Source organism: Janthinobacterium sp. EB271-G4-3-2 (assembly GCF_020858035.1).
Classification (GTDB): domain Bacteria; phylum Pseudomonadota; class Gammaproteobacteria; order Burkholderiales; family Burkholderiaceae_D; genus Janthinobacterium; species Janthinobacterium aestuarii.
In genome coordinates, this window is sequence record NZ_JACYMG010000001.1 from 773405 (window position 1) to 799862 (window position 26458).

Annotated in this window: 32 protein-coding genes; 24 read left to right on the top strand and 8 right to left on the bottom strand. The window is 64.2% G+C overall.

Features of this window, described 5'->3' with window-relative positions:
* Positions 1-99 precede the first annotated feature (99 nt).
* The 10 genes from IGS55_RS03265 (at position 100) to IGS55_RS03310 (ending at position 7084) form a co-directional block, all read left to right on the top strand.
* Complete coding sequence (locus tag IGS55_RS03265) at positions 100-294, top strand: hypothetical protein (RefSeq protein WP_230515980.1); 195 nt, start codon at positions 100-102, stop codon at positions 292-294.
* A 66-nt stretch (positions 295-360) separates the two neighbouring features.
* Entirely contained in the window at positions 361-1374 is a 1014-nt protein-coding gene (locus IGS55_RS03270) for an ATP-grasp domain-containing protein (protein ID WP_230515981.1), read from the top strand.
* Entirely contained in the window at positions 1356-2222 is an 867-nt protein-coding gene (locus tag IGS55_RS03275; protein ID WP_230515982.1) for an SDH family Clp fold serine proteinase, read from the top strand. Before IGS55_RS03270 ends, IGS55_RS03275 begins: the two co-directional genes overlap by 19 nt.
* On the top strand, positions 2216-2731 hold the full coding sequence (locus IGS55_RS03280) for a MauE/DoxX family redox-associated membrane protein (RefSeq protein ID WP_230515983.1): 516 nt from the start codon (positions 2216-2218) through the stop codon (positions 2729-2731). Before IGS55_RS03275 ends, IGS55_RS03280 begins: the two co-directional genes overlap by 7 nt.
* Positions 2731-3285 (top strand): redoxin domain-containing protein, encoded by a 555-nt coding sequence (locus IGS55_RS03285; protein ID WP_230515984.1) that lies wholly within the window; start codon positions 2731-2733, stop codon positions 3283-3285. The genes IGS55_RS03280 and IGS55_RS03285 overlap by 1 nt, the downstream gene beginning before the upstream one ends.
* Positions 3282-5054 carry an ABC transporter ATP-binding protein gene (locus IGS55_RS03290; RefSeq protein WP_230515985.1) on the top strand — a complete coding sequence of 591 codons (1773 nt, stop codon included), beginning with the start codon at positions 3282-3284 and terminating at the stop codon, positions 5052-5054. Before IGS55_RS03285 ends, IGS55_RS03290 begins: the two co-directional genes overlap by 4 nt.
* Positions 5055-5064: 10 nt before the next feature.
* A complete protein-coding gene (locus IGS55_RS03295) occupies positions 5065-5466 on the top strand; it encodes a GFA family protein (RefSeq protein WP_230515986.1) in 402 nt (133 codons plus the stop codon).
* Positions 5467-5626: 160 nt separating this feature from the next.
* Positions 5627-5941: a hypothetical protein gene (locus IGS55_RS03300; protein WP_051990946.1), complete on the top strand. Its 315-nt coding sequence runs from the start codon at positions 5627-5629 to the stop codon at positions 5939-5941.
* Positions 5942-5974: 33 nt separating this feature from the next.
* Positions 5975-6781: an OBAP family protein gene (locus IGS55_RS03305; protein WP_230515987.1), complete on the top strand. Its 807-nt coding sequence runs from the start codon at positions 5975-5977 to the stop codon at positions 6779-6781.
* Positions 6782-6835: 54 nt separating this feature from the next.
* A complete protein-coding gene (locus tag IGS55_RS03310; protein ID WP_010398340.1) occupies positions 6836-7084 on the top strand; it encodes a DUF3297 family protein in 249 nt (82 codons plus the stop codon).
* Positions 7085-7160: 76 nt separating this feature from the next.
* Here the strand turns inward: IGS55_RS03310 and IGS55_RS03315 are convergent, their stop codons facing one another.
* The 7 genes from IGS55_RS03315 to IGS55_RS03345 form a co-directional block, all read right to left on the bottom strand.
* A complete protein-coding gene (locus IGS55_RS03315; protein WP_230515988.1) occupies positions 7161-8012 on the bottom strand; it encodes an HvfC/BufC N-terminal domain-containing protein in 852 nt (283 codons plus the stop codon).
* Positions 8002-8931, bottom strand: coding sequence for an MNIO family bufferin maturase (bufB, locus tag IGS55_RS03320; protein ID WP_230515989.1), 930 nt, complete (start codon positions 8929-8931; stop codon positions 8002-8004). Before bufB ends, IGS55_RS03315 begins: the two co-directional genes overlap by 11 nt.
* Positions 8931-10955 (bottom strand): ferritin-like protein, encoded by a 2025-nt coding sequence (locus tag IGS55_RS03325; RefSeq protein ID WP_230515990.1) that lies wholly within the window; start codon positions 10953-10955, stop codon positions 8931-8933. The genes bufB and IGS55_RS03325 overlap by 1 nt, the downstream gene beginning before the upstream one ends.
* A gap of 270 nt (positions 10956-11225) precedes the next feature.
* Entirely contained in the window at positions 11226-11873 is a 648-nt protein-coding gene (locus IGS55_RS03330; RefSeq protein WP_230515991.1) for a hypothetical protein, read from the bottom strand.
* Entirely contained in the window at positions 11870-12724 is an 855-nt protein-coding gene (locus IGS55_RS03335; protein WP_230515992.1) for a hypothetical protein, read from the bottom strand. The genes IGS55_RS03330 and IGS55_RS03335 overlap by 4 nt, the downstream gene beginning before the upstream one ends.
* 81 nt (positions 12725-12805) lie before the next feature.
* Positions 12806-13624 (bottom strand): glutaminyl-peptide cyclotransferase, encoded by an 819-nt coding sequence (locus tag IGS55_RS03340; RefSeq protein WP_230515993.1) that lies wholly within the window; start codon positions 13622-13624, stop codon positions 12806-12808.
* A 25-nt stretch (positions 13625-13649) separates the two neighbouring features.
* Entirely contained in the window at positions 13650-14558 is a 909-nt protein-coding gene (locus IGS55_RS03345; RefSeq protein WP_230515994.1) for a LysR family transcriptional regulator, read from the bottom strand.
* A 104-nt stretch (positions 14559-14662) separates the two neighbouring features.
* Between IGS55_RS03345 and IGS55_RS03350 the strand changes: the two genes are divergently transcribed.
* From IGS55_RS03350 to IGS55_RS03410, 13 genes are all read left to right on the top strand, one after another.
* Entirely contained in the window at positions 14663-15121 is a 459-nt protein-coding gene (locus IGS55_RS03350; protein ID WP_230515995.1) for a CidA/LrgA family protein, read from the top strand.
* Positions 15118-15807, top strand: coding sequence for an LrgB family protein (locus tag IGS55_RS03355; RefSeq protein ID WP_230515996.1), 690 nt, complete (start codon positions 15118-15120; stop codon positions 15805-15807). Before IGS55_RS03350 ends, IGS55_RS03355 begins: the two co-directional genes overlap by 4 nt.
* Positions 15808-15901: 94 nt before the next feature.
* Positions 15902-17008, top strand: coding sequence for a hypothetical protein (locus IGS55_RS03360; RefSeq protein ID WP_230515997.1), 1107 nt, complete (start codon positions 15902-15904; stop codon positions 17006-17008).
* Positions 17009-17072: 64 nt separating this feature from the next.
* On the top strand, positions 17073-18158 hold the full coding sequence (locus IGS55_RS03365; protein ID WP_230515998.1) for an HBL/NHE enterotoxin family protein: 1086 nt from the start codon (positions 17073-17075) through the stop codon (positions 18156-18158).
* 5 nt (positions 18159-18163) lie between these two features.
* The gene (locus IGS55_RS03370) at positions 18164-18967 is read left to right on the top strand and encodes a hypothetical protein (RefSeq protein ID WP_230537134.1); all 804 of its coding nucleotides are present in this window, start codon (positions 18164-18166) and stop codon (positions 18965-18967) included.
* Between the two features lie 90 nt (positions 18968-19057).
* Complete coding sequence (gene mnmH / locus IGS55_RS03375) at positions 19058-20149, top strand: tRNA 2-selenouridine(34) synthase MnmH (protein WP_230516000.1); 1092 nt, start codon at positions 19058-19060, stop codon at positions 20147-20149.
* Positions 20150-20194: 45 nt separating this feature from the next.
* A complete protein-coding gene (gene selD / locus IGS55_RS03380; RefSeq protein WP_230516001.1) occupies positions 20195-21259 on the top strand; it encodes a selenide, water dikinase SelD in 1065 nt (354 codons plus the stop codon).
* A gap of 29 nt (positions 21260-21288) precedes the next feature.
* Complete coding sequence (locus IGS55_RS03385) at positions 21289-22158, top strand: putative selenate ABC transporter substrate-binding protein (protein ID WP_230516002.1); 870 nt, start codon at positions 21289-21291, stop codon at positions 22156-22158.
* Between the two features lie 130 nt (positions 22159-22288).
* Positions 22289-23101 carry a phosphonate ABC transporter ATP-binding protein gene (locus IGS55_RS03390; RefSeq protein WP_230516003.1) on the top strand — a complete coding sequence of 271 codons (813 nt, stop codon included), beginning with the start codon at positions 22289-22291 and terminating at the stop codon, positions 23099-23101.
* 11 nt (positions 23102-23112) lie between these two features.
* Positions 23113-23925: a PhnE/PtxC family ABC transporter permease gene (locus IGS55_RS03395; RefSeq protein ID WP_230516004.1), complete on the top strand. Its 813-nt coding sequence runs from the start codon at positions 23113-23115 to the stop codon at positions 23923-23925.
* Complete coding sequence (gene phnE, locus IGS55_RS03400) at positions 23922-24725, top strand: phosphonate ABC transporter, permease protein PhnE (RefSeq protein ID WP_230516005.1); 804 nt, start codon at positions 23922-23924, stop codon at positions 24723-24725. Before IGS55_RS03395 ends, phnE begins: the two co-directional genes overlap by 4 nt.
* Before the next feature lie 25 nt (positions 24726-24750).
* On the top strand, positions 24751-25116 hold the full coding sequence (locus IGS55_RS03405) for a hypothetical protein (protein WP_230516006.1): 366 nt from the start codon (positions 24751-24753) through the stop codon (positions 25114-25116).
* Positions 25117-25172: 56 nt separating this feature from the next.
* Positions 25173-25817 (top strand): hypothetical protein, encoded by a 645-nt coding sequence (locus IGS55_RS03410; protein ID WP_230516007.1) that lies wholly within the window; start codon positions 25173-25175, stop codon positions 25815-25817.
* Here IGS55_RS03410 and IGS55_RS03415 read toward each other — a convergent pair.
* Positions 25810-26046, bottom strand: a complete 237-nt coding sequence (locus IGS55_RS03415) for a hypothetical protein (RefSeq protein WP_230516008.1) — start codon at positions 26044-26046, stop codon at positions 25810-25812. The two genes, IGS55_RS03410 and IGS55_RS03415, sit on opposite strands and share 8 nt — an antisense overlap.
* Before the next feature lie 30 nt (positions 26047-26076).
* Here IGS55_RS03415 and IGS55_RS03420 point away from each other — a divergent pair, with 30 nt between their 5' ends.
* The gene (locus IGS55_RS03420) at positions 26077-26301 is read left to right on the top strand and encodes a hypothetical protein (protein ID WP_230516009.1); all 225 of its coding nucleotides are present in this window, start codon (positions 26077-26079) and stop codon (positions 26299-26301) included.
* The last annotated feature ends 157 nt before the right edge of the window (positions 26302-26458 follow it).

A 26458-nucleotide genomic window follows, 5' to 3' on the forward strand; every position in this document is an offset into this window, starting at 1 on the left:
CTGATTCTTTATCGACGAAGAATTTTAAAAACCGGCATTTAAAAACCGGCGCCACTGGATATTCAATAAACGGCACTTAACCACGACAAGAGGATGACAATGCAAAAACAGAACCAAACCAAACTGTTTGCTTTCAAACTGGCGGAGAAAGATGCAGACAAGGAAGTCAAGCAACCATGGCAGGTGCGCGATGGCGTAGCCGTGGCCGGCTGCACGTATTACGGCGATCCGGAAGATTACAATCTGCGCGACAGTTCGCGTTTTTCCCCAAACGATACGGGCGTGTATTGCTGATACCCTAGCCGACTGAAGGCCTTGCCACGGCAAGGCCTTTTACCTTCCTTCGCCGCAGGCCCCTGTATGCATAAAAAGGTATTGATTATCAGCCATAGCGGCGATCTGCACGCCGACCTGGTTTCCCCTATCCTGGCCGAGCGCGGCCATGTCCCCTTCCGTATCGATCTCGACGCCTTTCCCCGCGATTACCAGTTATGCCAGCGCCTGCTGGACGGCCGCGCCAGCGCGCGCCTGCGCCGCTTGCCCGATGGCGACTGGCTTGATTTGCAGCAGGTGGGCGCCGTCTGGCTGCGCAAACCGGCCGACTATGCCTACGCCAGCGCCGACCTGAGCCCGCAGGAACGCGCCTACGCCCAGCTGGAAACGGAGCAAGCGATCTTCAGCGTGCTGTACAGTCTCGATTGCTACTGGCTCAGCCATCCGCTGGCCCTGCGCGGCGCCCAATGGAAGGGCGAACAGCTGGCGCGGGCCGCGCGCATGGGTTTTCGCGTGCCCGCCACCGTGATTACCAACGTACCCGACGACGTGCGCGCTTTCCGCGCCACCGTCGGCGGCCCCATCATTTTCAAGAGCATGTCCACGCCCAGCCTGGCCGCCGAAGCCGTCGAAGACGTGGACAGGATCAGCGCCGGCCTCGGCACCACCATCGTCGACGACGCCATGCAAGGCAGCCTGGACGCCGTTAGCGAGCTGAGCTGCCAATTCCAGGAATATATCGCCAAGCAATATGAATTGCGGGTCACCGTAATCGGCCAGCAACTGTTTGCCGCGCGCCTGTATTCCCAGGACGATGCGCGCACGGCCATCGATTCACGCGACATGTCGGCCCCCATCCGCTATGAAGCCGCGACCTTGCCCGATGACATACGGCAGCGCTGCCTCGCTTTCGTGCACAGCTATGGCCTCGAATATGGCGCGCTGGATCTCATCGTCACGCCCGAAGGCGAATATGTTTTCCTGGAAAACAATCCTGTTGGTCAATTTCTATATGTGCAGCAACTGGTGCCCGCCTTGCCCCTGCTGGAAAGCGTGGCCACTACCCTGATCGAAGGAGCCTTATGCCGCAGCCAGACCTGAGCCAGATTCCCCACCAGTTGCGCGAACTGGAACTGGCGCGCGACAGCCGTGCCATCGTCCTGGCCGCCTCGCACCTGGACATGGAACTGCTGCCCGCCCTGTATGAACTGTGCCAAGGCATCGGCCCCGTGGCGCGCCTCGACGTGGTGCTGCACGGCCGCGGCGGCATCGTCAACGCGGCGCGGCGCATCGCCCTTCTGCTGCGCCGGCATGCGCGCCACCTGAGCTTTATCGTGCCCTTCCACTGCCAGTCGGCCGCCACCTTGCTGGCCCTGGGCGCCGATGAGATCATCGCCGGCGACCTCGCCCTGTTCTCGCCCATCGACCCGCAGCTCGATGGCGCCGACGGCGGCTCCATGTCCAGCCTGGACATCAAGGTCTTCGGCGACATGGCGCAGCAGTGGTTCGGCGTCGATGCGGCCGAGGCGCGCCAGCAATCGCTGTCCTTGCTGTGCGGCAGCATCTTCCCCCCTTCCCTGACGGCGTTTTACCGCACCACACTGGAGCTGGCGCAGATCGGCGAGGAATTGATCGCATGGCAATTGCCCGACGCCACGCCAGAAGCGCGGCGCGCCATCGTCGCGCAACTGGTGGCCGGATATCACTCGCACAACTATGCGTTGACGCGCGAAGAGCTGGCCCAGCTGGGCCTGAACATGGCGCGCGATGCCCATGCCGAACGGCTGGCTTGGGTCATCTCGACGCAATTGCAATCGAGCATAGGCGGCGCCCTGCGCAGCGCGCCCGACGAGCCGTGGAACGATGCCCTGCTGGCGTCGCGCGACGGCGTGCAGCTGCGGCGCCAGCGTCCGGGCGGCTTCGCGCCGCTGTGGAGCACGCAATGCTGACAGCTCTCCCCTTTTTGTCCGATATCGCGCGCTATGTCATCGCCTTGCTGCTGCTGGCGGCCAGCGTGGGCAAGCTGCGCAGCTACGGGGAATTTCGCGGCAACCTCGCCACCTCGTTCGGCGTGCCGCCCGCTGCCGCCAAAGCAGCTGCCCCGGCCCTGGTGGCGGCGGAACTGCTGCTGGCCGGCTGGCTGCTGGCGGGCGGCACGCGGCTGCCCATGCTGCTGTCACTACTGCTGTTGAGTACCCTCACGGCCGTGCTGGCCTGGCGCTACTTCACGCACAGCGTGGTGCGCTGCAGCTGCTTTGGCGAAGCGGCGCGGCCCGTCTCGCAGTACGACCTGCTGCGCAACGTGCTGGCGGTCGGCGTCAACGGCGCCTATTTCGCATCCGCGCAGACGGCATCCTTGCCCTTCGCCACCTCGGTCTTGGCAGCGGGACTGGCGGCCATCGTCTGCGTGGCCGTGATTTCCCTGCACGACATCGCCACGTTGGCAAAGGCCGGCTGATGGATGATACGACCTTGCAACTGGTGCTGGCGGCGCTGGCCTTTGCCGTCGCCGGCAATATCTGGCTGAGCCTGGCCGTGCTGCGCGCCAACCGCCGTGTACGCATCGCGCCCACGGCGCTGGTGCCGGGCGAGCCCCTGCCGGCAGTGCAAGCCCGTCCGCTGGCTGGCGGCGCGCGTTTCCAGCCGGGCGCCAGCGGTCAGGCGGCCGTGCTGCTGTTCCTGGCCAGCCGCTGTCCGAAATGCGCGGAAAAGCTGGCGGGCATCGAGCAGTTGCTGCCGCTGGCGCGCGAGGCCGGTCTGGCCCTGTGGCTGGTCAGCGAAGAGCCGGCCCGCCGGCTGCGCGCGTTTTTGCCCAGCAGCATCTTGCGGGAAGCCACGGCGCGGCTGACGCTGCGCGATTACCGGCGCGTGAACCCGCTGATGAGTTCGCCGTCCTATGTGTTCGTCAATCACGAGGGCACGGTGGAAGCGGCCGGCCTGATCGGCGACGAAGACTGGCTGGCCCTGGCCGAACAATTGAACGCCGAACCGTCGCAGGAGCGCGCCGCATGAACCATGTAAACATCGGCCCCCATCTGGAACGCCTGCGCCTGCTGTACCCGGTGCGCTGGCGCATCGCCGCCGGCCTGCTGTGCATGGCCCTTACCGTGGGCGCGCAGCTGGCCTTTCCGCAAGCCATCGCGTATTTCATCGATAACGTGAAGGAACTGACGCGGCGCGGCGTCACGCCGGGCATGGCGGCCGCCATGCTGGCCTTCAGCCTGCTGTATGCGCTGGCCTCGGCCGCCCGCTTCTACCTGCTGCAATCGGGCGGCCACATGATCGTCATGGGCGTGCGCCGGCGCCTGTTCGACGTGGTGATCAACCAGCCCATTGCCTTTTTCGACCAGCACCATGGCGGCGAGCTGAACAGCCGGCTCACGTCCGACGTGTCGGCCCTGCATGAAAGCCTGACGATCGGCGCGGCCAATGCCTTGCGCTCGCTGTGCGTGTTTTTGGGCGGCATCGCCATGCTGCTGCATCTGTCGCCGATGCTGAGCCTGCCGCTAGCCCTGTTCATTCCCATCAGCCTGTATCTGGGCAAGTTATCAGGCAGCAACTACCGGCAGCGCGCGCGAGCCATTTCCGCCACCCTGGCCGCCAGCGGCAAGGTGGCGCAGGAATACTTTGCCCATGCGCGCCTGGTGCAGGCGTTCAACCAGCAAGGCGGCGCCATGGCCCGCTATGCGCAAGCGATGCGCGAGCTGCTGGGCGTGTCGCTGGCCGGCACGCGGCTGCTGGCCGTGTTCCAGGGCGCGCAGGGCTTGCTCGCCTTCGTTGCCCTGCTGACCACCCTGTGCTTCGGCGCCCACCTGATCGGACTGGGCCGCCTGAGCGTGGGCGAGCTGACGGCCTTTGTCATCTATGCCAGCATGGTGACGGACACGGCCGGCTCCATCAGCGAATTCTGGAACACGTGGATGCGCACGATGGGCTCGACCGACCGCATCTTCGAGATCCTGCGCAGCCACCGCGCCGTGCCCGAGGCGGCGCCGCAACCGCCGCTGGCCGGCCATATCGCGCTGCGCGACGTGCGTTTTTCCTATCCCGAGCGCACCCAAGTGACGGCCCTCGACGGCGTCAGCCTGTCCATCCGCGCGGGCGAAAAAATCGCCCTGGTCGGCGCTTCGGGCGCGGGCAAGTCCACCATCGCCAGCCTGGTGCTGGGCCACTATCAGATAGACGCGGGCAGCCTGCAGTTCGACGGCATCGATGCGCACGTGCTGGGCGTGACGCAGCTGCGGCGCCAGATGGCCGTGGTGGAGCAGGAACCGGCCCTGTTTTCCGGCAGCATCGCCGACAATATCGCCTTTGCCGTGCCGGACCGGGTCGTGGCGCGCGAAGCGATGGCGGCGGCGGCGCGCCTGGCGCATGCCCATGATTTCATAGCGGCCTTTCCGGACGGCTACGAGACCCTCGTGGGCGAACGGGGCGTGCAATTGTCCGGCGGACAGAAGCAGCGCATCGCGATTGCCCGCGCCATCCTGCGCGCGCCGAAAATCCTCATCCTGGACGAAGCGACGAGCGCGCTCGACGCCGCCAGCGAACAGCAGGTGCAGCTCGCGCTCGATACCCTGATGCAAGGATGCACCACCATCATCATCGCCCACCGTTTTTCGACGATTGTGAAAGCGGACCGCATCATCGTCATGGACAAGGGCCGGATTTGCCAGCAAGGCACGCACGCCGAGCTGCTGCGCGCGGGCGGCCAGTATGCGCGGCTGATGCAGCAGCAGTTGTCGCAATTCCAGCAGTTGCATGACAGTACGGCAACCCTGTAAAGTGGCTTGCATGAAAAAAACCTACCATGGCAGTTGCCACTGCGGCGCCGTGCGCTTCGCGGCCGAGATCGACCTGGCGGCCCCCAGCCTGCGCTGCAACTGTTCCTACTGCCTGAAAATCCGCTGCTGGGCCAGCCTGGTCCCGCCCGCGGATTTTCGCCTGCTGGCCGGTGAAGGCGAGCTGAGCGAGTACCGTTTCGGCGCGCGCCGCGAGCGCCATTATTTTTGCCGCCATTGCGGCGTGCGTCCGTTCGGCCGCGGCGATTCTCCCCGCAGCGGCCCGTTCGTCGGCATCGGCGTCAACTGCCTCGATGACGCATCGGCCGCCGAGCTGGCGCAAGTGCCCGTCGCCTTTGTCGATGGCCGGCATGACGAGTGGCATGCGCCGCCGCGGGAAACGCGGCATCTGTAATAGCAATCTAGAAATGGTTGTCTGCTACGCCGGAGTTTTCCTACGTGGCGACAAGTCGTGTCCCTATGGCTAAGTCCGACGCAGGCAGCGAGAATGGTCTCAACGGTGCAGCCAATGTTGGACCGGATGATTACGCAAACCAACCATAGGGGACATGACCATGACTTCGAACAGCAACGACAAATCGGGCGGCCAATCGGACAAACAGCAATCGGGCCAATCGGGCAGCCAGCAGTCGGACAAACAGTCCGGCACCCGCCAATCGTCGGGCGGTACCCAAGGTGGCACGCACGAGCAGCATGTCGAAGCGGGCCGCCAAAGCCACAAGAATGACGGCGACAAGCAATCGGGCTCGCAGCAATCGGGCCAACAGTCGGGCCAGCAATCGGGTTCCGGCACGGGCACGCGCGGCGGCACGCATGAGCAGCACGTGGAAGCGGGACGTCAAAGCCACAAGAATGACGACAAATCCTGATCCCGGTGGCATGGCCCGAGGCGCCTTCTTGATATGAAAGCACTGACGGCCATGCTGTGCGCCGGGCTGGCCATGGGCCTTGCCGCCTGCGGCGCCAGGAATACGGCATCGAACGTGGAGGCTCCGGGCGCACCGGCCGGGGTCTCCACGCGCGTGCTGGACGCGGGTGCCGACGCATTGCAAGCCCGGCCGCCGATTGCGGCGCTGAACGCCTACCTTGACGGTTTTCATTTCTATAATGGCAATCTGCGCGGCCAGATGGAAGCGCACCATTATTGCGCCATCGTCAATGAAGAGCTGATCCAGTGCGTGATCTACGATGGCAATGTCAAGGATGCCAAGCTGATGGGCGTCGAATACATCGTCAGCGCCCGGCTGTACCAAGGTTTGCCTGCGGCGGAAAAAGCGCTGTGGCACAGCCATGTGCATGAAGTCAAATCAGGTCAGCTGATCGCTCCCGGCATTCCCGCCGTGGCCGAGAAGGCCTTGATGCAAAAACTCGTCGCCACGTATGGCAAGACCTGGCATACCTGGCACACGGATGTACACAAGACCTTGCCCTTGGGCGTGCCGCAACTGATGATGGGTTTTACGGCCGATGGCCAGGCCGACGCCGCCATGGTTGCCGCGCGCGACCGCCGTTTCCGCATCGATTCGGCCGAAAAACGCCGGCAGCGGGCCGATATCGCCGCGCCAGCCATCATAGACGGGGCCGATGCCTGGCAGCACGGCACGACCATCCAGCTGGCCGACCCGACGGGAACGCAGCACGGTTCCTCATTACCACCGTCACCCTCCACGCACACGGCCGAACCCGCCATTTCGCGTCCGGCCAGATAGCCGGCACGCGAAAGGCCGTTGTCTGGAACCGCATTTTGGGCGATAATGACGGCCATGAACGATACCACCACCTTACCCCCATTGCCCGATCGCCTGTCGATCGACCCTAGCAGCCCTTATCACGTTGCAGCCGTGTTCGAGAACGACGTCGGCATCCGCTTCAACGACAAGGAACGTCTTGACGTGGAAGAATATTGCATCAGCGAACGCTGGATCAAGGTCGCTTCCACCAAGTCGCTCGACCGCCGCGGCCGTCCGCTGCAGATCAAGCTCAAGGGCAAAGTCGAAGCGTTTTACCGTTAAGCAATACTTGCAGTTGTTCCTGCAGTGTCATCGAGGCCGATTTTCATCGGCCTTTTTTGCGTCCGCCGCTTCCCGCTCACGCTTCGGTGGTGACCAGCCCGGCCGCGGCCGCCATGGGCAGCCACAGCATGGCGTCGGCCAGCACTTCATCCGGCTCCCTGCCGCTCGATTGCGCCGCCTGCCGCGCGCACTGCGCCAGCGGCGCGCCGCCGGCCAGCGCCTGCAGGCAGTAAAACTGCCACGGCGGCAACTCCTGCATGGCTAGCCGGTAATGCAGGCGCGAAATGGCGACAAAGGCGGGACTGGCATCCGGCTGGGCCGGCACGGCGTCGTCGGGCGCGGCTTGCGCCTGTTGCCAGAAAGAGCACAAAGGGAACGACAGGGCCAGCAGCCGCGCGTACGGCGCCAAGCGCCAGGCCGGCGCCATTCCCAGCATCAAGTCCAGGCCGGAAGGCAAGATTGGCGGCGGCCGTTTTTCCAGCCCCGGCGCCCTGCCCGCCTCGCTGTGCGCCCGCTCCAGCTGCGCCAGTTCGACGGCAAAGCGCAAGGCGTCTCCCTGTGCCCCGGCGCCGCGCTGGCTGGCGGCGAGAAAGTCCGCGAAGCCGCCGCCCAGGTCATACAAGGTGGGAGAAGCGGACGGGTGGCGCCACACATAGGCGCGGGCAAAGAACGCGAACAGCTCGTCACCCATGACCTTGCGCAAGACGGGATAGTCGGCCTGCAGGCATTCGAGCAGGCGCTGCACGTAGGCGTCCGCATGGATGTGCAGCGGCGCCGGCCCGCCCCGCGCCCGTTTCAGCACTTGCTCCTGCATCAGGCCGTGGCGCTCGCTGGCCAGCTGCGCCCCGTGCACGGCGCCGCCGGGCGCCGTCATGGCCGTCAGGAACCAGGCCTGCAATTGCGCCAGCGGCAGGCCGTTACGGCGCATGGGCCGCCTCCAGGTGAAAGCCCAGCGGCGTGGAGACGGCGGCGGCAACCTTGGCTGGCGCCGCGTCCGTAAATTCGCCCCGCACCGCCGCGCGCGCCTTGTCCAGTTCAAGCAGCAGTTGCGGATACGGGGGAATCTCCGCATCCCATTCCAGCAGGGCCGACACGCCGCCCGTCAGCTGCTGCGCCAGCGCATACAGGCGCCAGACGGCGGCCGGCACGGGCGCATCGTGGGTATCGATCAGCATGGCGCCGCAGACGGTCGGCCCGGCCAGGTGGATCTGCACGATGTGGTCGTGCGGCAACTGGCGGATATAGGCGGCCGCATCATAGCCGTGGTTATGCGCGCTGACGTGGACATTGTTGACGTCGAGCAAGAGCCCGCAGCCCGTGTCCTCGGCCAGCCGTCCCAGGAATTCCCATTCCGGCATGCTGGACTGGGCAAACTCCACATAGGTGCTGGGGTTTTCCAGGATCAGGGGACGGCCGAGGAATTCCTGCACCTGCCGCACTCTGCCCGCCACGTGACGCAGGATGGCTTCGTCCAGCGGCAGCGGCAGCAGGTCGTGGCTGTTGAGCGAGGCGGCGCCCGTCCAGCACAGATGGTCGGAAATCCACGCGGGCCGGATCTCGGCGGCCAGCTGGCGCAGCTTGCGCAGGTAGGCCAGGCTCAGGGGATCGCTGCTGCCGATCGACAGCGACACGCCATGCATGACGATGGGCACCTGCGCCGCCACCTGCTCGAGCACGTGGCGCGCATAGCCGTGGTTGTCGATGAAATTCTCGCTGATGATCTCGAACCAGTCCACCTGCGGTCCATGGCGCACGATGTGCTCGTAGTGCGGCGGGCGCAGTCCCACGCCCAGGCCCAGATTCGGCAGGCCCAGGCGCGGCCGCGCCTCGTGCAGGATGCCCCGCATCAGGTCGACGGCGGCAAGGCCAGGCGCAGGTCGGTGGGCGCCGGCGGCGTTCCCACCGGCGTGCCGCGCGCCGCCATCACCTTGCCGTAGGCTTCCCAGGCCTTGTCGTAGACATTGTCGCCCAGCGTAAAGCTCATGCTCTGGCCCAGCGGCTTGCCGCGGTGCCCGGGTGCGGGACCGAAATCGTACAAGGTCATGGTGGCGGGCTCGGGCGGTTCCTTGCCCGTGGTGTTCGGATACAGCTGCGAGGCCGAAATCGGCACGGCGCAGCCGCCGAAGCTCGCGCATTTATTGTCGCTGGGCGCGCTGTAGACTTTATCGTCCGCCGGCGGCGGTGGCGGCACGTAGCACGGCGAGCCCGGCGCTGCGGCGGCCTTGACCGAGTGACCGCAGGACGAGCCGCCCGTATCGGCCTGGGCAAAGCCGCAGCCGCCTTGGGCGTGGCAGCCGTTCGAGCCGCGGCACGTATGGTAGACGGCCAGCGCGGCGCAGGTGGACGACGCTTCGCCCTCGAGGTACATGCCTTGGCAAGCGTGGTACAGCACGCTCTTGTCGGCCAGCGGCACGCCCGTCGCCAGGTTCGGCGCCTGGCCCAGCACGGCCCAGCAGATGGCCATGCGGTCGCCCGCGCCCACCATCGACGGATACGGGAAGTCCAGTTGCTGGTTCAGCCAGTACTGGTCCAGCACGGAAGTGATGCCGTAGATGGCGCCCGTGGCCACCGTGCTCAGCATTCCCAAGGTGCCGCCGGTATCCTTCAGACGGTTCAGGGCGCCCGCCACGGCGGCCGGCGCGGGGATGTTTTTGGGCGCGGTGGCCGGATTGTAGCGCTCGTTGGTCAGCATGGCCTCGCTCCAGCGCTGGCCTTCCCTGTGCCAGCCGGCCCAGGTCTTCACGGGCAGCATGGCTTTCACTTGGCCGAAGCGCTCGTAATGGTCGAACGGGGCGCTGTCGTGGCGCGCCTGGGCGTCGCGCGATTCGGCCTCCTTGCCATTGTTCGCGTAGGACGGGTAATCGCACTGCAAGGCGGCCAGGTCTTCGCGGTAGTCGGGCTGCACGGCCATCAGGCGCTGCGCCGCGTCCCGGCGGTAGCGCTGGATGGCCGCTTCGCTGCCCTCGCCCTGGTCCGTGATGGCCGCCATCATGTCGATGGCCTTGTTGAACGAGCCCGTCTGGCCGCCATCCTGGTCCTGCGGGCCGAAGCAGGTATCGAAGCGGGGAAATTCCGCCCGCGCATGGCCCTGGACACGGCTGTTGAACATGTCCTGCTGCACCGAACCGTTGACGAACAGTTTTTGCCACAGGGTCTGGCCATCCGTGTATTCGATGCCGATGTAGCGCGCATAGCATTCGTACATATAGCCGATGGTGCCGAACAGGGGCAGATCGTGCACGTGCTTGCCCGGCGTCCAGCCCGGCAGCGGCACTTCCGGGAAGTACTTCGTGTGATCCTGGCTATCGAACTCGGCCAGCTGGGCGCGGGCCTGCTGTTCCGGCTGCTCGATGGCGAGGAACAGGTCGCACTGGTTGTCGTTCAGTTCTTCCAGGTTGACGCGCACGTGGCGGTAGCCGGACGTGTCCTGCAAGTCGACGATGTGCGGGATCACCGTGCAGTGCTCGCCGTAGCAGGTCCAGCCGTGGTCCTGCGATTGCAGCTCCGACCCCGTGAAGCACGGCGCCGTGCCGATGGCCGTGGCCAGGTTGGCCGCCATCTGCAGGTGCAGCATTTCCTGGATGAAGACGCTGAAGATGATGTTGAAGGCTTTCTGCTCGGCCAGTTCGGGGCGGGCCGTGGTGCCCATGCCCGGCCACTGGCGGCCTTCGTAATACGTGATGCCTTTCGAGTTGATCTGGTGCGTGCCCTGGATCGAATACATGGTGGCCATGTACAGGGGAATGGTGAACAGTTCCACGCTGACGGCCGCCTGGGCGATGGCGCGCACGGCGGCCGTGTCGGTGGCCAGCATGTCGAGCGGACGGTTGCTGATGGCGGGCTGGGTGCTTCCTAAAACGGGCATTTTCATTCTGTCTCTCCACAGGAAGGATGCGTTTCGGATATCGGGCCGGGCCGCGCCATCTGCGCGCGCTGATTACGGCAAAGAAATCATACGCCTGGGAAAGATACTTTTGCGGCAAGATTTATGCGCTGATCATGGGTCAATGCAGACCGCCTTACATCGTGAAAATAGGCGTTTTCAGCTGTCATTTGATGACAATTGAATAGAATCGGCAAAACGCGCGCGTGTATAAGCGCCGCACCGGCAGGCGCCGGCGCGTGGCTTGCATGGTGATAGTCAGGCGGCAGGCGGCGGCTGGAAGGCGCAAAAGCCGGGCCACTGCTCGCGGCTGTCGCACACTTTCAGACAGCCTTTGTTGTCCTTGAACGTGGCGACGACCTTGATGGGAAAACCATAGTGTGGCGTGGTGGCCAGGAAGGCGGACGGGCAGCTTTGCTCGTTGCTGAAGCGGAAAGTGATTTCTTCGCGGCGGCCCTTGCGCTCAAAGCTCAGCATGAAGGTTTCATTGCTGTTCCACTGCGCCTTGCCCGGCACGCGGAAGCGGTAGCGCGGGTTGCCCGGCTGCTGGCCATCCAGTTTCTGGCCAAAGACGCGGCTGCTGGCCGTCGCCGTCTCGACCTTGGCAACCGGATACACGACGCCAAAGATATAGGTGCCGGCAAACCCCTGGTCGAAGCCGAGTCCCTTCTGGTAAAACGGCACGACGATATGCGGCGCGCCCGTGTACTCGACGGTATTGCGCGCCGTCACGCGCGACGTCAGCTTGTCATCGGGCTCTTTGCCGAAGACCACGTCCAGTTCCAGCAAGGCTTGCTGCTTGTCGATATCTTGCGCCAGATAATACTTGGGGAACGTTTCGCCGTGCACGCAGCCGGCCAGCAGGGAGGCGGCGAAGCAGCCGGCGATCAATTGAGATATTGTCATGGCTGTTTTCCTTCCGGCGGCGCGGAAATGAGGCCCAGCCCCGTCACTTGCAAGCCGTTCTTGCCTTGTTTCCATTGAAATTGCTGGCCGAACCAGGCCAGCTCCAGTTCGCGCCGGATGCGGATCGAATCCGTGCGGCCCTGGCCCGCCTTGATGGCGGCGCCCGCCTGCGCGAAAGCGGCCTCCGACAAGGGTTTGAGCCACCGTTGATAGGTATCGGGAGGCAAGGCCAGCACGCCGGCGACGCCGTCGTCGCGCGTGGCGACGATGATGCCCACCTTCGTCAGCGCATTCGTCAGATAGGCGCCGCGCCGCCCGTCGGGCGAGACGGAAACCAGCATGGCACGCGGATAGTCGCCGCTGACGTTGCCCGGCACGTCAAACCACAGCAGTTCGCCCGTGCCCGTATCGAGCGCGCGGCCGTCGCGGGGAAACAGCAGCATCTCGGGACGGCCAGGCTGCGGCACGCCCCATTCGGGATCGCGTTCCGTGCGCACCATATTGTCGCGCTGCAAGGGACTGATGGGGCGCATCAGCGGTTCGCCATTCTGCACGCCGATCAGTATCGTGCCCTGGCCCGTATAGCCTTTGGTAAAGGCCAGCAGCATGGGCTGGCCTTCGTGCGTGGCCTTGATGGGCCGCACTTCCACCACTTCGCGCGCGCCGCCGGGCCAGTAGCCGTGCCGGCGGAAAGACAAGGTGACGAGAGCGTCGTAACGGCCATTCGTGACGGCAAAGTCGCCGTATTGCCTGACCACCGGCATGTTGGGCGTCTGCGCCTGTGCGGCGGGCCAGACGGCGGCAAGCAGGCTGGCGGTGGCCGCCAGGCGGCATAAAGAGAGGGACAGCATGGCATCCTGTAAAGGTCGCACCGGGCGAAGAATCAGAATTCTAAACGATTCCTCGCCAGCAACACTGCCCAATTGGAAACATCAACGGCGCTGGATTTCGATCAGCTCGATCTCGAACAGTTTCGGCCACAGTTTGCCCGTCACAAACAGGCGCTTGCCCCGTGCATCCCAGGCGATGCCGTTGAGCACGGCATCGGGATTGGCCGTGCCCCGCTGTTCCGGCGGCAGCAAGCCCGTCAGGTCAATCCAGCCGACGACCTTGCCGCTGGCCGGATCGATGCGGGCGATCACGTCCGCGCCCCACACATTGGCGTACAGCTCGCCGTCGACCATTTCCAGTTCATTCAGGCGCTCGATGGGCCGGCCCTCGGCCTTCACCTCGAAGCGGCGCACCTCGGCCAGGGTTTTCGGATTGAGCACGCGGATGCCGGAGCTGCCATCGCTCATGTAGACGGCTTTGCCATCGCTGGCCAGGCCCCAGCCTTCGCCCTGGTAGCTGAAGGTGCGCTTGAGCTTGAACGTTTTCTGGTCGAACACATAGCCGGTCTTCGACACCCAGGTCAGGCCGAGGATTTCATCGCCCACGTCCGTGATGCCTTCGCCAAACACTTTTTTGTCGAGCATGCTTTTCTGCAGGACCTTGCCCGTCGTCAATTCCACCTTGCGCAAGGAAGACTGGCCGTTCTGGCCCGTGCTTTCATACAGATGGCCATCCTTGAACAGCAAGCCCTGCGTAAATGCCTGGGGATCGTGCGGGTAGGTATTCTTGACGAAATAGCCATACACGGGAATGGCGGCCTGGGCATAGCCCATTTCGCTCATCAGTCCCACCGTGCATAACAATCCCAGCAGCAGCGAGCCTGCCGTGCGTTTCAGTCTGGTTTTACCTGTGTTCTTCATATGCTTGGCGGTGGTTGGCGAGCGGCTATTGTAATCGCCCGGGCTGCGCCATGCGCGCCCTGACGAGCTCGAGCCAGGCCCGGGCGGCAAACGACAGCCGCCCTCCGCGGCGCCAGGCCAGCATCAGATTCCACTCCACGGGCGGGCCATCGAGGGGAATGACTGTAAATTGCGCTTGATCCAGGGTATCGCAATACATCTTCGGCAGCAGGCAGATGCCCACGCCCAGCTGTACCAGTGAAGCAATGAAATCCCACTGGCCACTGCGGCCCGTGATGCGCGGCGCGAACCCGGCCCGCTGGCAGGCATCCTGCACGATGTCGTTCAGGGCAAACGCGGCGCCATAGAAAATGAAGGGGCTGTCGGCCAGCTCGGCCAGGGCCACGGAAGCGCGCCCCTGCCACTGCGAGCCGGGCGCGGCCAGCAGGCACAGCGGCGAACGCACGAGGGGCAAGGCTTCGAAATCCTGCCAGGTGGCCGCATTGCCCGGGTAATCGAGCATGGTGCCCAGTTCCACCGTGCCGGTGCGCAAGTCGCGCTCGATCGCCTGCGTGCCGCTTTCGTACATCTTCAGCTCGATACCGGGATAGCGCTGGTGGTACTCGGCCAGCCACGGCGCCAGGGTCGAGTGCGTTTGCGGCGACACGCCGACTCTTAATTCCCCCCGCTCCAGCTGCTGCAGGTCGCGCAATTCCACCTTCAGTTCCCCGTGCAGGGCCAGCAGTTCATGCGCGCGCGACAGCACCACCTTGCCCGCGTCCGTCAGGGTAAAACGTTTACCGGCCCGGTCGAGCAAGGCCAGGTCCAGCGACTGTTCCAGCTGGGCGATCATCTTGCTGACGGTGGGCTGCGTCACGTGCAGCTTGGCGGCCGCGCGCGTAAAACTGGCTTGCTCGACGACTTCGACGAAGTAGCGCAGGGAGCGGATATCCATGATGCATTCCAAACTCGAATGATAATCATGAGTTTAAGTCATTTTATCTTTTGATGCGGGGTCCCTACAATGAAACCTTCCCCCTGCCGCTAGAAAGCCCTGCCGTGAAAGCCGTCCCTTATTCCACTACCGCCCCACTCTCCGTCCCTGCCTGGCGCCAGCCCGCGCAAACCGTGTGGCAAGTGGGCATCTTGATCGCCGCCTGGTGGCTGGCCGACGAGGCCGCCTCCGCCCTGCACTTGCCATTCTCCGGCGGCGTCGTGGGCCTGTTCGTGCTGGTGGCCTTGCTGCTGGCGGGCTGGGTGCGGCCTGCCGCCATCGAACTGGGCGCGAACTGGCTGCTGGCCAATATGCTGCTGTTCTTTATCCCGCTGGTCGTGTCCGTGGTGCAATTTACGCAGCTGTTGAAGTCACAGGGTGTAATGCTGTTCGTAAATATCGGCCTGGGCTTTGCCAGCGTGATGCTGGCCACGGCCTTCACCGTGGAATGGGTGTGCCGCTATGAACGCAGCTTGCGCCTGAAAAAACTGCTGCGCCAGCGCACCACCAGGGCGCAGGCATGAATACCGTGCTCCTGTCCCTGCTGTTCTTGCTGCTGACTCTGGTGCTGTTCTACGCCAACCAGGCGCTGCATCGCCGCCATCCGCATTTTTTGCTCACGCCCGCCATTTGCACCTCGGCGTTACTGATCATCATCGTGCAGGCAACCTCGACGCCGTTCGCCACGTATTTCGGCGAGACGCGCTGGCTGCCGTGGCTGCTGGGACCGGCCACCATCGCCTTCGCGCTACCTATCTTCCAGGAGCGCAAGCTGATCCGCAAGCACTGGCTGGCCCTGTCGCTGGGCAGCTGCGCCGGCATCGTCGCATCGGTCGCCGCCACCTTGCTGCTGGACCGGGTGATGGGCGTGCATGGTGACATGGCCCGCAGCCTGCTGGCCAGGTCTGTCTCGACGCCGTTCGCGCTGGAAGCGTCGCGCCACATGGGCGGCTCGGCCCAGCTGACGGGCATCTTCGTCGTCATGACCGGCCTGTTCGGCCTGATGCTGGGCAAACCGCTGCTGAGACTGCTGCCCTTGCGCATGCGCATTGCCCGTGGCGCACCGTATGGCGCGGCCGCGCACGGCTTTGGCCTGTCCGTGGCGCGCCGGGTGGGCACGGAAGAAGGTGCCGTGGCCAGCCTGACGATGATTTTCTCCGGCGTCGTGACGGTGCTGCTGGCGCCGCTGCTGGGCAGATTATTGGGCTAGGGTTCCCTCGGCGCGATTGCGGCAGGTCAAAGCGGCAAGCGCGGGTTGGGCGATAGTGTGCGGAGTCCCGTTCGCCCACCCTCCCGGAAACCCTATGGCAAGCACATCCAATCCAGGGCCGCAGGCCCTGCAAGTCGACTATTTTTCCGCCAGCGACCAGTTCCTGTTCACGCAGACGGCCGCCAATCTGCTGGAGCAGCAGGCCAATCTCGACCTTGACGCGCAAGTCGATGCCGGCCTGGCCTACCAGGTCAGCCAGTTCCAGTCGCAAATGAAGAGCCGGGCGATGACCGCCGGCGACCGCATCTTGCCCGCCTACATCGGTTTGCTGAGCCAGGCGACGGCCTTTGCCGCATTATGGAACGCCGCCTACCAACTGCAACGACCCCGGCTGGCGCAAGCGGCGCTGGATGCCGCCACGCGGGCCGACCTCGCGCAGGTCTACCGGCAACTGGCGGCGCAATCGGGGCACATCAACCAGCAGGCCCAGGCGCTGACGGGCGACATGCGCGTCATCGCCGGCGAACTGGCGCCGCTCAACGCGGGCTTCAACACGGCGCTGTCCGCCACTATCGCCGCCCTGGGCGCCGCTGCCAGCGCATCCTCGGCCAGCATCGACCAGCTGAAGGCCGCCATCAACACGAATATCGCCGATATCGTCGCCGGCGCCAACAAGACGGGCGCTGCCGTCACGGAATTGATCGTCAAGACCATGACCACCATCAGCGATGCGCAGGGCGATGCCAAGGCTGGCAGCGGCGATGCCGCGCCATCGGGCGACTTCGTGGTGCAAGGCATCGATGCGGCGGAACAGGGCGTGGCCGAAACGGCCCAGGCCCGCGCGGCCCTGAACGCCAACAATGCCCTGCTGGCCAGCGCCTATCAGCAGCTGGCCGGCGCCGATGCGCTGGTGGCCGTGGCCAAGGTGGTGCAAGTACAGAACAGCCAGTTCAGTAGCGCCTTTCACAACGCACTCGATACGGCCCAGGTGCTGGCCGAGGACTGGGGCCAGTCGCCGCAAGCGCCGCCAGCGACGGGCATCAGCGCCGGCCTGGCCGCCTTTGCCGATGCCGTCGCCGGCATGGCCAGCAGCGCCGACGCCGAAACGCTGGGCGGGCAGCTCGATTACGCCAACACGGCGTGGCAGTTGCTGGCCGCCAGCCTGGCGCCACTGGAGCAAGCCATGACAGGCGCTTCCTGAACGGTGCGCCACCGCTTGTTTATCCGACCGCCCACACAATGAACCATCCGACCAGGAGCCGCGCATGTCGAATCAAAACCAGGCTGCACAAGGCATCAGCACCGCCAACAAATCGCAGTGTTCACAAGCATTGCTGATACAAACCTACGCCAACAGCATCAACGAGCAGCCCAGCGTGGATTTTTCGGGTGATGCCAATTTGCTGAAATACCAGTCGCAAATCAACGATGGCCTGGGCCAGGCGCAAACCCACGCCACGGCCTACCTGAATGTCATCCAGCCCACGATCATTGCCAACATCGCCAATATCGGCAATTACTACGCGCTCAACAATGCCGTGCTGACGGCCTTGCCAACCGGCTCGACGGAGGCGCAATGGATCGCCACCCTGACGGCGCTGCAACAGCAATCCCGGCAATACCAGACGGCCGCGAATGGCGTCGTCAGCGCCCTGCAGACCTTGCACGACAACCTGACCACGGATTCCGCCTCGTTCGCCAGCACCGTCAGCGACTTGAACGCGGCAGTGAATGGCGACAATGGCGTGCTCAACTCCATCAACAGCCAGCTCGGCACCATCCAGGGGCAGATCGACGGCGCCATTGCCGGCACCGTGCTGAGCGGCCTGGCCATCGTGGGCGGCACCTTCATGGTCGTCGTCGGCGGCGTGGCCGATTTCGTCACGGCAGGCACGTCGACGCCGCTCGTGGTGGCCGGTGTTGCCGTCGTGGCCGCCGGCATAGGCGGCGAAGTGGCGTCGGCCATCACCCTGAAAAACCTCAACGATGAAAAGGCGACCTTGCTGGGACAGGAAGCGTCGCTGACGGCCGAAGTCAAGCTGGCCACGGGCATCAGCAGCGGCTATGCCAGTCTGTCGAACCAGGTGCAGGCCGCCGTGCAATCGGCTACCCAGATGGAAAACGCGTGGGAATTTCTCAGCAGCGACCTCGGCAGCCTGATCAGCGACCTGCAGCAAGGCATACAAAACACCGACACCATCCGCACCCTGTTCCTGACGGCCGCCAACACGGAAATGCAAGCCGTCACCACGGACATCACCACCATCAAGGGCCAGATGACGGGCGTCACCAGCATCGTCGCGCCCAAGGGCCAGACGGTGGGCGAAGCGGCCGTTGCCGCGGCGGCGTGAGCGCCATGGCCGGCCTGCTGACGCAAACCCTCGCCAACCTGCTGGCCGCGCAGCAGCAGATCGCGGCCCTCGGTGGCTTGCCGCCAGCCGCCCAGCAGATCCAGGCCGGCTGCAACGCCTTGATCCAGCCCATGGTGACGCAGACGCGCGCGCTGCAACAGGCTGTTGCCGCCTTCGTCCAGGCGGCAACGCCGCAGCTGGCGCAAGTACAAACCATGCTGTCGGCGCAAGCGCCGCTGCCCGATATCAAGGCGACGATGTCGGCCCTGCAACAACAGGCACAGCAGCTGCAAGGCACGGCCAACGGCACGGCCGGCACGCTGACGGCGCAAACGGCGCAATTGATGGGCTATTTCAACCAGCTTGCCGGTGTCGAAGCGGGCTTGCAAAGCCAGGGCACGGCCTTGCAGGGGCAATTGGGCGACGCGCAAAGCGAACTCGATGCGGCGCAGAAGCGCTATTACTATCTGCTGGCGCTGGGTCCGTTCGGCCTCGTCGGCCTGGCCGTGGCGCTGGGCCTGTACTTGAAATGGAAGTCCGATGTCAGCGACCTGCAAGGCCAGATCGGCGGCTTGAACGGCCAGATCGCCGCCTTCAATGGCATGAAAGCGGCGTGCCAGCAGCTGGGCACGGATTGCCAGGGTCTCGCCGCCAGCATTTCAGGCGTGCGCAATGCCGTCAATTTTCTCGTCAGCGATTTGCTCGAGGTCAGCGGCGACCTGGACGCGGGCGACGCCACGGTCGTCATTGCCCTGATGGCGAGGGCGGCCAGCACGGAACTGGCCACCTTGGGCACGGATGCCGCTTGAAGCGCCTGGCATCCATTGCTTGCAGGGACTGACGGCACGGGCGTTTATCGGGGATAATACGTTTTTCCCCTTGCCAGCACCCGCGCCACGATGAAATACCCCGCAATTCAGCCTTTCAGCGATATCCTGCCCCGCTTGAGCGAGTTCGATGCCATCATCGATGTGCGCAGTCCGTCCGAGTTCGCGGAAGACCACTTGCCAGGCGCCATCAATCTGCCCGTGCTGGACGACGAACAGCGCGTGCGCGTGGGCACCTTATATAAGCAGACGAGTGCCTTCGAAGCGAAGAAGCTGGGCGCGGCGCTGGTGGCGAAAAATATCGCGCGGCATATCGAAGAGGGTTTCCTTGGACACCCGCAGCACTGGAAACCGCTCATCTACTGCTGGCGCGGCGGCAACCGCAGCGGCGCCATGGCGCACATCCTGGCGCGCATCGGCTGGCCCGTCACGCAACTCGAGGGCGGCTACAAGGATTACCGCCGCCACGTGAACGCCGAGCTGGCCACCCTGCCCGAGCGCTTCGACTTCATCAACGTGCTGTGCGGCCCCACGGGCAGCGGCAAGAGCCGCTTGCTGCAAGTGCTGGACACGCAAGGCGCGCAAGTGATCGACCTGGAGCAATTGGCGGCCCACCGCGGTTCCGTGCTGGGCGGCTTGCCCGAGGAAGACCAGCCATCGCAAAAAGCGTTTGAAAGCGCGCTATGGCAGCAACTGCGCACTTTCGACCCGCAGCAGCCCGTGTTCATCGAATCGGAAAGCAAAAAAGTGGGCCGTTTGCGCGTGCCCGATGCGCTGATGGACAAGATGCGCGCGGCCGATTGCACGGACGTGCGCCTGGCCACGGACCAGCGCGTGCAATTACTGATGCAAGACTATGAACATTTCGTCGGCGACCCGGCCCGCCTGAACGTGCAGCTGGCCCTGCTGACGCAGTTGCATGGCAAGGAGAAAATTGCCCACTGGCAGCAGCTGGCCACATCGGGCCGCATGGCCGAGCTGGTGGAGGAATTGCTGGTCCAGCATTACGACCCCGTCTACCGCCAGTCGATCGCCCGCAACTTCAGCCGCTACGCCCAGGCGACGCCACTGGTCTTGCCCGATATTTCGGAACATGCCTTTGAGCAAGCCGCGCGTGCATTATGTGCTATCGTCGGCGGCAACCGTACCGCCAGCGCCGCGTGATGCCTGGCTTGCCACCCATTTACTTATTTCAGCAGGATGAAGACCATGTCCGATAGCGCAGCAACACCTAATACGCCGATCCGATTGACCGAATTTGCCCATGGCGGCGGCTGCGGCTGCAAAATTGCGCCGGGCGTGCTGGCCGACATTTTAAAGGGCAGCGGCGGCTTTCCCCTGCCGAAGGAATTGCTGGTCGGCATAGAAACCTCGGATGATGCGGCCGTCTACCAGCTCAACGACGAGCAGGCGCTGATCGCCACGACGGACTTTTTCATGCCCATCGTTGATGATCCGTTCGACTTTGGCCGCATCGCCGCCACCAATGCCATTTCCGACGTGTACGCCATGGGCGGCACGCCCATCATGGCGCTGGCCCTGGTCGGCATGCCGATCAACAAGCTGCCGGTGGAAACCATCGGTCTCATTTTAAAAGGCGGCGAAACCATCTGCGCCCAGGCCGGCATCCCCATCGCGGGCGGCCACACCATCGATTCCGTCGAGCCGATCTATGGCCTGGTCGTGCTGGGCCTGGTCCACCCGTCGCAGGTGAAACGCAACGCGGGCGCGCGCGCCGGCGACAAACTGGTGTTGGGCAAGCCGATCGGCGTGGGTATTTTGTCGGCCGCGCTGAAGAAGAATGCACTCGACGCGGGCGGTTACGCTTCCCTGATCGACAACACCACCAAATTGAATACCCCGGGCAAGAAACTGGCCCTGCTCGATGGCGTGCATGCGCTGACGGACGTGACGGGTTTCGGCTTGCTGGGCCACACCCTGGAACTGGCGCGCGGCGCCAAGTTGCAGGCGCGCATCGCCATGGCTGACGTGCCGCTGCTGCCGCAAGTGCGGCAACTGGCGCAAAACGGCAACATCACGGGCGCCTCCGGCCGCAACTGGCAAGGCTACGGCGCGCAAGTGGCGCTGGCCGACAAGCTGAGCGCCATCGACAAGGCGATTTTGACGGACCCGCAAACGGCCGGCCCCCTGCTGGTGGCCTGTGCGCCGGAAGCCGTCGAGCAAGTGCTGGCGATTTTCCGCGCAGAAGGTTTTGCCGACGCCACGGTGATCGGCGACGTGCTGGAAGGCACGAGCGGGGTTTCCGTCATCTAATGAACAAATTTTTTTGCAAAGGCACTCCCATGACCACGTTCTCCAACAAGTTCCCCGCCATCCTGGCCACCGTCGCCGCCACCCTGGCCATCCACAGCGGCCTGGCGCAGGCGCAGCAAGTGCTGCGCGTGTCCGCCATCCCCGACGAAGCGCCGACGGAATTGCAGCGCAAGTTCAAGCCGCTGGGCAGCTACCTGGAGAAAAAGCTGGGCATGAAGGTGGAATTTACGCCCGTCACCGATTACGCCGCGTCCGTGGAAGGCTTGATCAATAACAAGCTCGACATGGTCTGGTTCGGCGGTTTTACCTTCGTGCAAGCGAACGTGCGCAGCGGCGGCAAGATCGTGCCGCTGGTGCAGCGCGAGGAAGACACGAAATTCCGCTCGGTTTTTGTGACCACCAGCAAAGACATCAACCAGTTGTCCGACCTGAAGGGCAAGAATTTCACGTTCGGTTCGGAATCGTCGACCTCGGGCCACTTGATGCCACGCTACTACTTGCTGGCGGCCAAGATCAACCCGGACACGGACATGAAACGCATCGCGTTTTCCGGCGCGCATGACGCCACCGTGGCGGCAGTGGCCGGCGGCAAGGTCGATGCGGGCACCTTGAACATTTCTGTTTGGGAAAAACTGGTCGAAGCGAAAAAGGTCGATCCAAGCAAGGTGCGCGTGTTCTACACGACACCAGGCTACTACGACTACAACTGGAGCGTGCGCGCCGACATGAACCCCGTCGTGCGCAAGAAGCTGACGGACGCCTTCCTGGCGCTGGACCCATCCACGGCCGAAGGCAAGGAAATCCTCGAATTGCAGCGCGCCACCAAGTTCATCCCGACCAAGGCCGAGAACTACAAGGATATCGAAGCGGCCGCGCGCGATGCGAAGTTGTTGAAGTAACTTTATTGCCGAACCTGTCGGATTACGTCCTGCGGACTAATCCGACCTACGCTGTCCGTTGTATGGCGTAGGTCGGATTAGCGGCGCAGCCGCGTAATCCGACACCGCCCCAAAACAACCGAAACATCGCATGACATTTCAACTTCACAAGGTCAGCGTCCACCACGCGGGCGCGGCCGGCAATGCGCTGGCGCTGCGCGAGCTGGACCTGGACGTGGCCCAAGGTGAACAGATCGCCCTGATCGGCCCTTCCGGCGCCGGCAAGACCAGCTTGCTGCACACCCTGGCCTGCGCGCTGCGCCCCGAATCGGGCCGCTTGAGCATCCTTGGCAGCTCTCCGTGGCAGATCGGCAGCGCCCCGCGCCATGCCCTGCGCGCGCGATTATTCCTGGCGCCGCAAACGCCGCCGCTGCCGCCGCGCCAGCGCGTCGTCAACGCCGTGCTGGCGGGCCGCTTGCCGCAATGGAGTTTGTGGACGGCCATCCGCTCGCTGCTGGCGCCCGTCGACCCGCGCGCCGCGTGGGAAGCGCTCGGTAAATTCAACCTGCAAGACAAACTGTATGCGCGTGTCGACCGCCTGTCCGGCGGCGAACGCCAGCGCTGCGGCATGGCCCGCGCGCTCGTGTCGAACGCGGAAGTGTTCCTCGTCGACGAACCCTTGTCCGCGCTCGATCCCACACTGGCTTTGCAGACGATCCATGTGCTGCAGGCCGAAGCAACGGAACGCAACGCTACCCTGATCTGCAGCCTGCACCAGGTGGAAATCGCCCGCGCCTGCTTTACGCGCATCGTCGCACTGCGCGATGGCCAGATCGTCTTCGACTTGCCTGGCGCCAAGGTCAGCGACGCCATGATAGAGCAGCTGTACCGCAACAAGGCCGACCCCGCCCCGCAATTCGAGGCCGTGGAAGCGAACTTGGACGCCGCGAGGCCCCTTTGCTGAAGAGCAGCGCCATGCCGCGCGACCCCGCCTGGCGCGGCCGCCTGACCGGCGCCGCCGTCGTGCTGCTCGTGCTGTGGCCGATGCTGGTGCAGGCCGAGTTCAAGCCGTGGATTTTATGGGATGCGCAAAGCCTGGCCGCCACCTGGCAATTCATCGCCAGCTTCGTGCCGCCCGCCCACTCGCCGGAATTCCTGCAACTGGTGGCCGTATCCAGCTGGGAAACCATCGCCATGGCCACGGCCGGCATGACGCTGGCCATGCTGGGCGCCATCCCCTTGACCTTGCTGGTGACGGAGCGGCTGTCGATTTCGCGCATCGGCTCTGGCCGAGTGTCGCCGCTGGCTGCCACCCTGCGCCATTGCGTGCGTGCGCTGCTGGTGTTGCTGCGCAGCGTGCCGGAACTGGTCTGGGCCTTGCTGTTGGTGCGCATCGTCGGCCTGGGACCGACGGCGGGCGTGATCGCCATTGCGCTCACTTATTGCGGCATGCTGGGCAAGGTCTACGCGGAAATCCTCGAGTCGTCGGATGCGTCCGCCTGCAACGCCCTGCTCCACAACGGCAGCGGCCGCTTGAAAGCCTTGCTGTACGGCGCCTTGCCCGAGTCGTCCGCCGAACTGGTGTCGTACACGATTTACCGCTGGGAATGTGCGATCCGCGGCTCCGTCGTCATGGGTTTTGTCGGCGCGGGCGGCCTTGGACAGCGCATGGATGAATCGATGAAGATGATGGCGGGCAGCGAACTGGCCACGATGCTGATGGTGTTCGTGCTGCTGGTGGCGGGTGCCGACGCCGTGTCCGCCATGCTGCGCCGGAGGCTGGCATGAAGCATCATCTTGACGCCATGCTGCCCACCCCGTCGCCCGTGCGCTGGTCGACCTGGGCCTTGCTGGCCGGCTTGCTGCTGCTGGTCATCGCCAGCTTCGCTACCCTGCCCCTGAAATGGGGCGAGTTCTTCAGTGCCGACGCCGTGCGCACGAGCGCCGACTTCCTGCACGGCTTCGCGCCGCCCGAGCTGGCGCCGAACTTCCTCATGAAAGTGGGCGTCGCCACGTTCGAGACCCTGGCCATGTCGGCCATCGGCACGGTGATCGCGGCACTCGTGGGCGCACTGCTGGCCCTGCCCGCCAGCGGCCGTTTTGGCAACGTGGCGCGCAATGCCACGCGCGCGATACTCAACGTGCTGCGCTCGATTCCCGAACTGGTATGGGCTTCGATTTTGCTGATCGCCGCCGGCCTGGGCCCGTTTGCGGGCACCCTGGCGCTGGCGCTGCACACGATGGGCGTGCTGGGCCGTTTGTTTGCCGATGCGTTTGAGAATTGCCCGCCCTTGCCGGCCGTCACCTTGCGCATCAATGGCGCGCGGCCCGCCGTGGCATTCCTGTACGCGACCTTGCCGCAGTGCGGGCCGCAAATGATGTCGTATACCTTGTACCGCTGGGAAAACAATATCCGCGCCGCCGCCATCCTCGGCGTCGTCGGTGCGGGCGGCCTGGGTCAGATGCTGAAATATCACCTGTCGCTGTTCCAGATGCAGAACGCCGCCACCGTCATCGTCGCGATGCTGCTGATGGTAGCCGCCGTCGATGGCCTCAGCTACCTGCTGCGCCGCGCCATGACCCGTTAACTTTCACTTTTCACAAGGACAACCCATGTCAGGCTGGTGGACCATTATCTCGACAGAAACGCCGCAGCAAATGGCCGATATGACGAAAGTCAACAAGGAAGCATTTCTCGCCACGTGGGAAGCGGGCCTGTTCGGTGCGGACTGGATCGCGCAACTATGCCAGCAAGGCAGGGCGACCCAGCTGGCGTTCAACGGCTTTCCCAACCGCTACACGGCGCTGGCAAGCGACATCGTTCCCCTGCTGCAGGCGGGCATCGCCGAAGCGCAGGATGGCGAATTTCCGCAAGGCCAGCTGACGGGCTGGCCCGGCTGCATTACCGTGTACCAGGATCGCATTGCCGTCTGTGAACCCGGTCAACTGCTGACCATCGAAGTGTGGGATCAATCGTAAATGATGATCAAAGGCAAATGGTTTAGACTGATGCGCAGCTGCAACTAGAGGAGTTCATGATGGGATTGGCAATTTCGGTCGGCGCCCTTGCCGACCTGCAGGAAGAAGACCCGGAAGGCGCGCAGTGGCTCGTCACCGCTTTGGAAGAAGCCAATCCGCTACTGCAACAGGCGGGGCTGCCACAGCACAGCGAACCGGCCACGCTGCCGCAACTGGACTCGCGCGTCATGCTCGATTCCTTTCCATACAGCTTCCTGCACACCCTGCGCCGCGCGTATGCCCATGCGCGCCTCGATGCGCAATGGCGTGCCACGCCATTGGCCGAGGGCGAGGATGCAACGGAGGATCCGGTGCTCGATGCCGCGCAGGATGACTTTGACAGCCACCTGATCTGCCATTCCGATTGCGAAGGTTTTTATTTTCCTCTCGTCTTCGAGGAAGTCATTTTTGCCGATGAGGAACACCCTCTGCTGGGCGGCATGCTGGGCTCCTCGTACAGTCTGCGCGCTGAACTGGTCACGGTCGCGCCCGCGCTGGGCATCTTCCTGCTGGGCGACGAACTAAGCGATGAAGAAGCGGCCCGCATCAATGCGCGCATCGACGCCGAAGACGGCCTGGAACGCGAACTGGTCGCCTGGCTGGCCGCTTACGAGGCATGCCGGCTCAGTATTGCGCACAAGACGGCGATCGTTTTCAATTGAGCATGCCGATACGCCCCACCATCGCCACCAGCCACGCCGGCGCGGCCGGTTTTTTCCGGTGCCTGGCAGCCTCAACTACCATCCAGCCATTAATGCCAAACGCTGACATCGACTTGCCTGCATGACAAATCAGCACAGCAAGGTTCCCCTGCAGATAGAACACCTCGCTTGGTTCAGCCAGCACCTGGGCGGGCGCTTCCGTACGGCAGGATTGCGCATTCAATTTCATGACAATCAGGAAGCTGGCATCCGTTGGAGGGTGGCGTGTCCCGAGGAATACCAGGCCGCCATCCTGCAAGGCTTGCACGAGGCAAGGAGCGGCGCTTTTCCGCAATATCTGGCAGGCAGCGGCTTGTGGATCACGGAAGTCCTGGTCGACAAGATCAGCTCCTCGCCCGATGCCTTTTATCGCGCAGCCTTGCTGGTGGTAGCCCAGGCCAAGGCGCTGTTGGAATTGTCAGGTCGCGCATACAACACGGCGTGAGCAAAATTATGCGAGCGGCGGCAAGCAACGCAGTGATCCTGTTAATATTGCCAGATACTTAAATGACGGGCGCCATCCCAAGGACAAGCGCCACGCCATTCAAGCATATGTGACGTATTTTCCTGCACTGCGGGCCACTCTTGCATAGGCTGTCAAC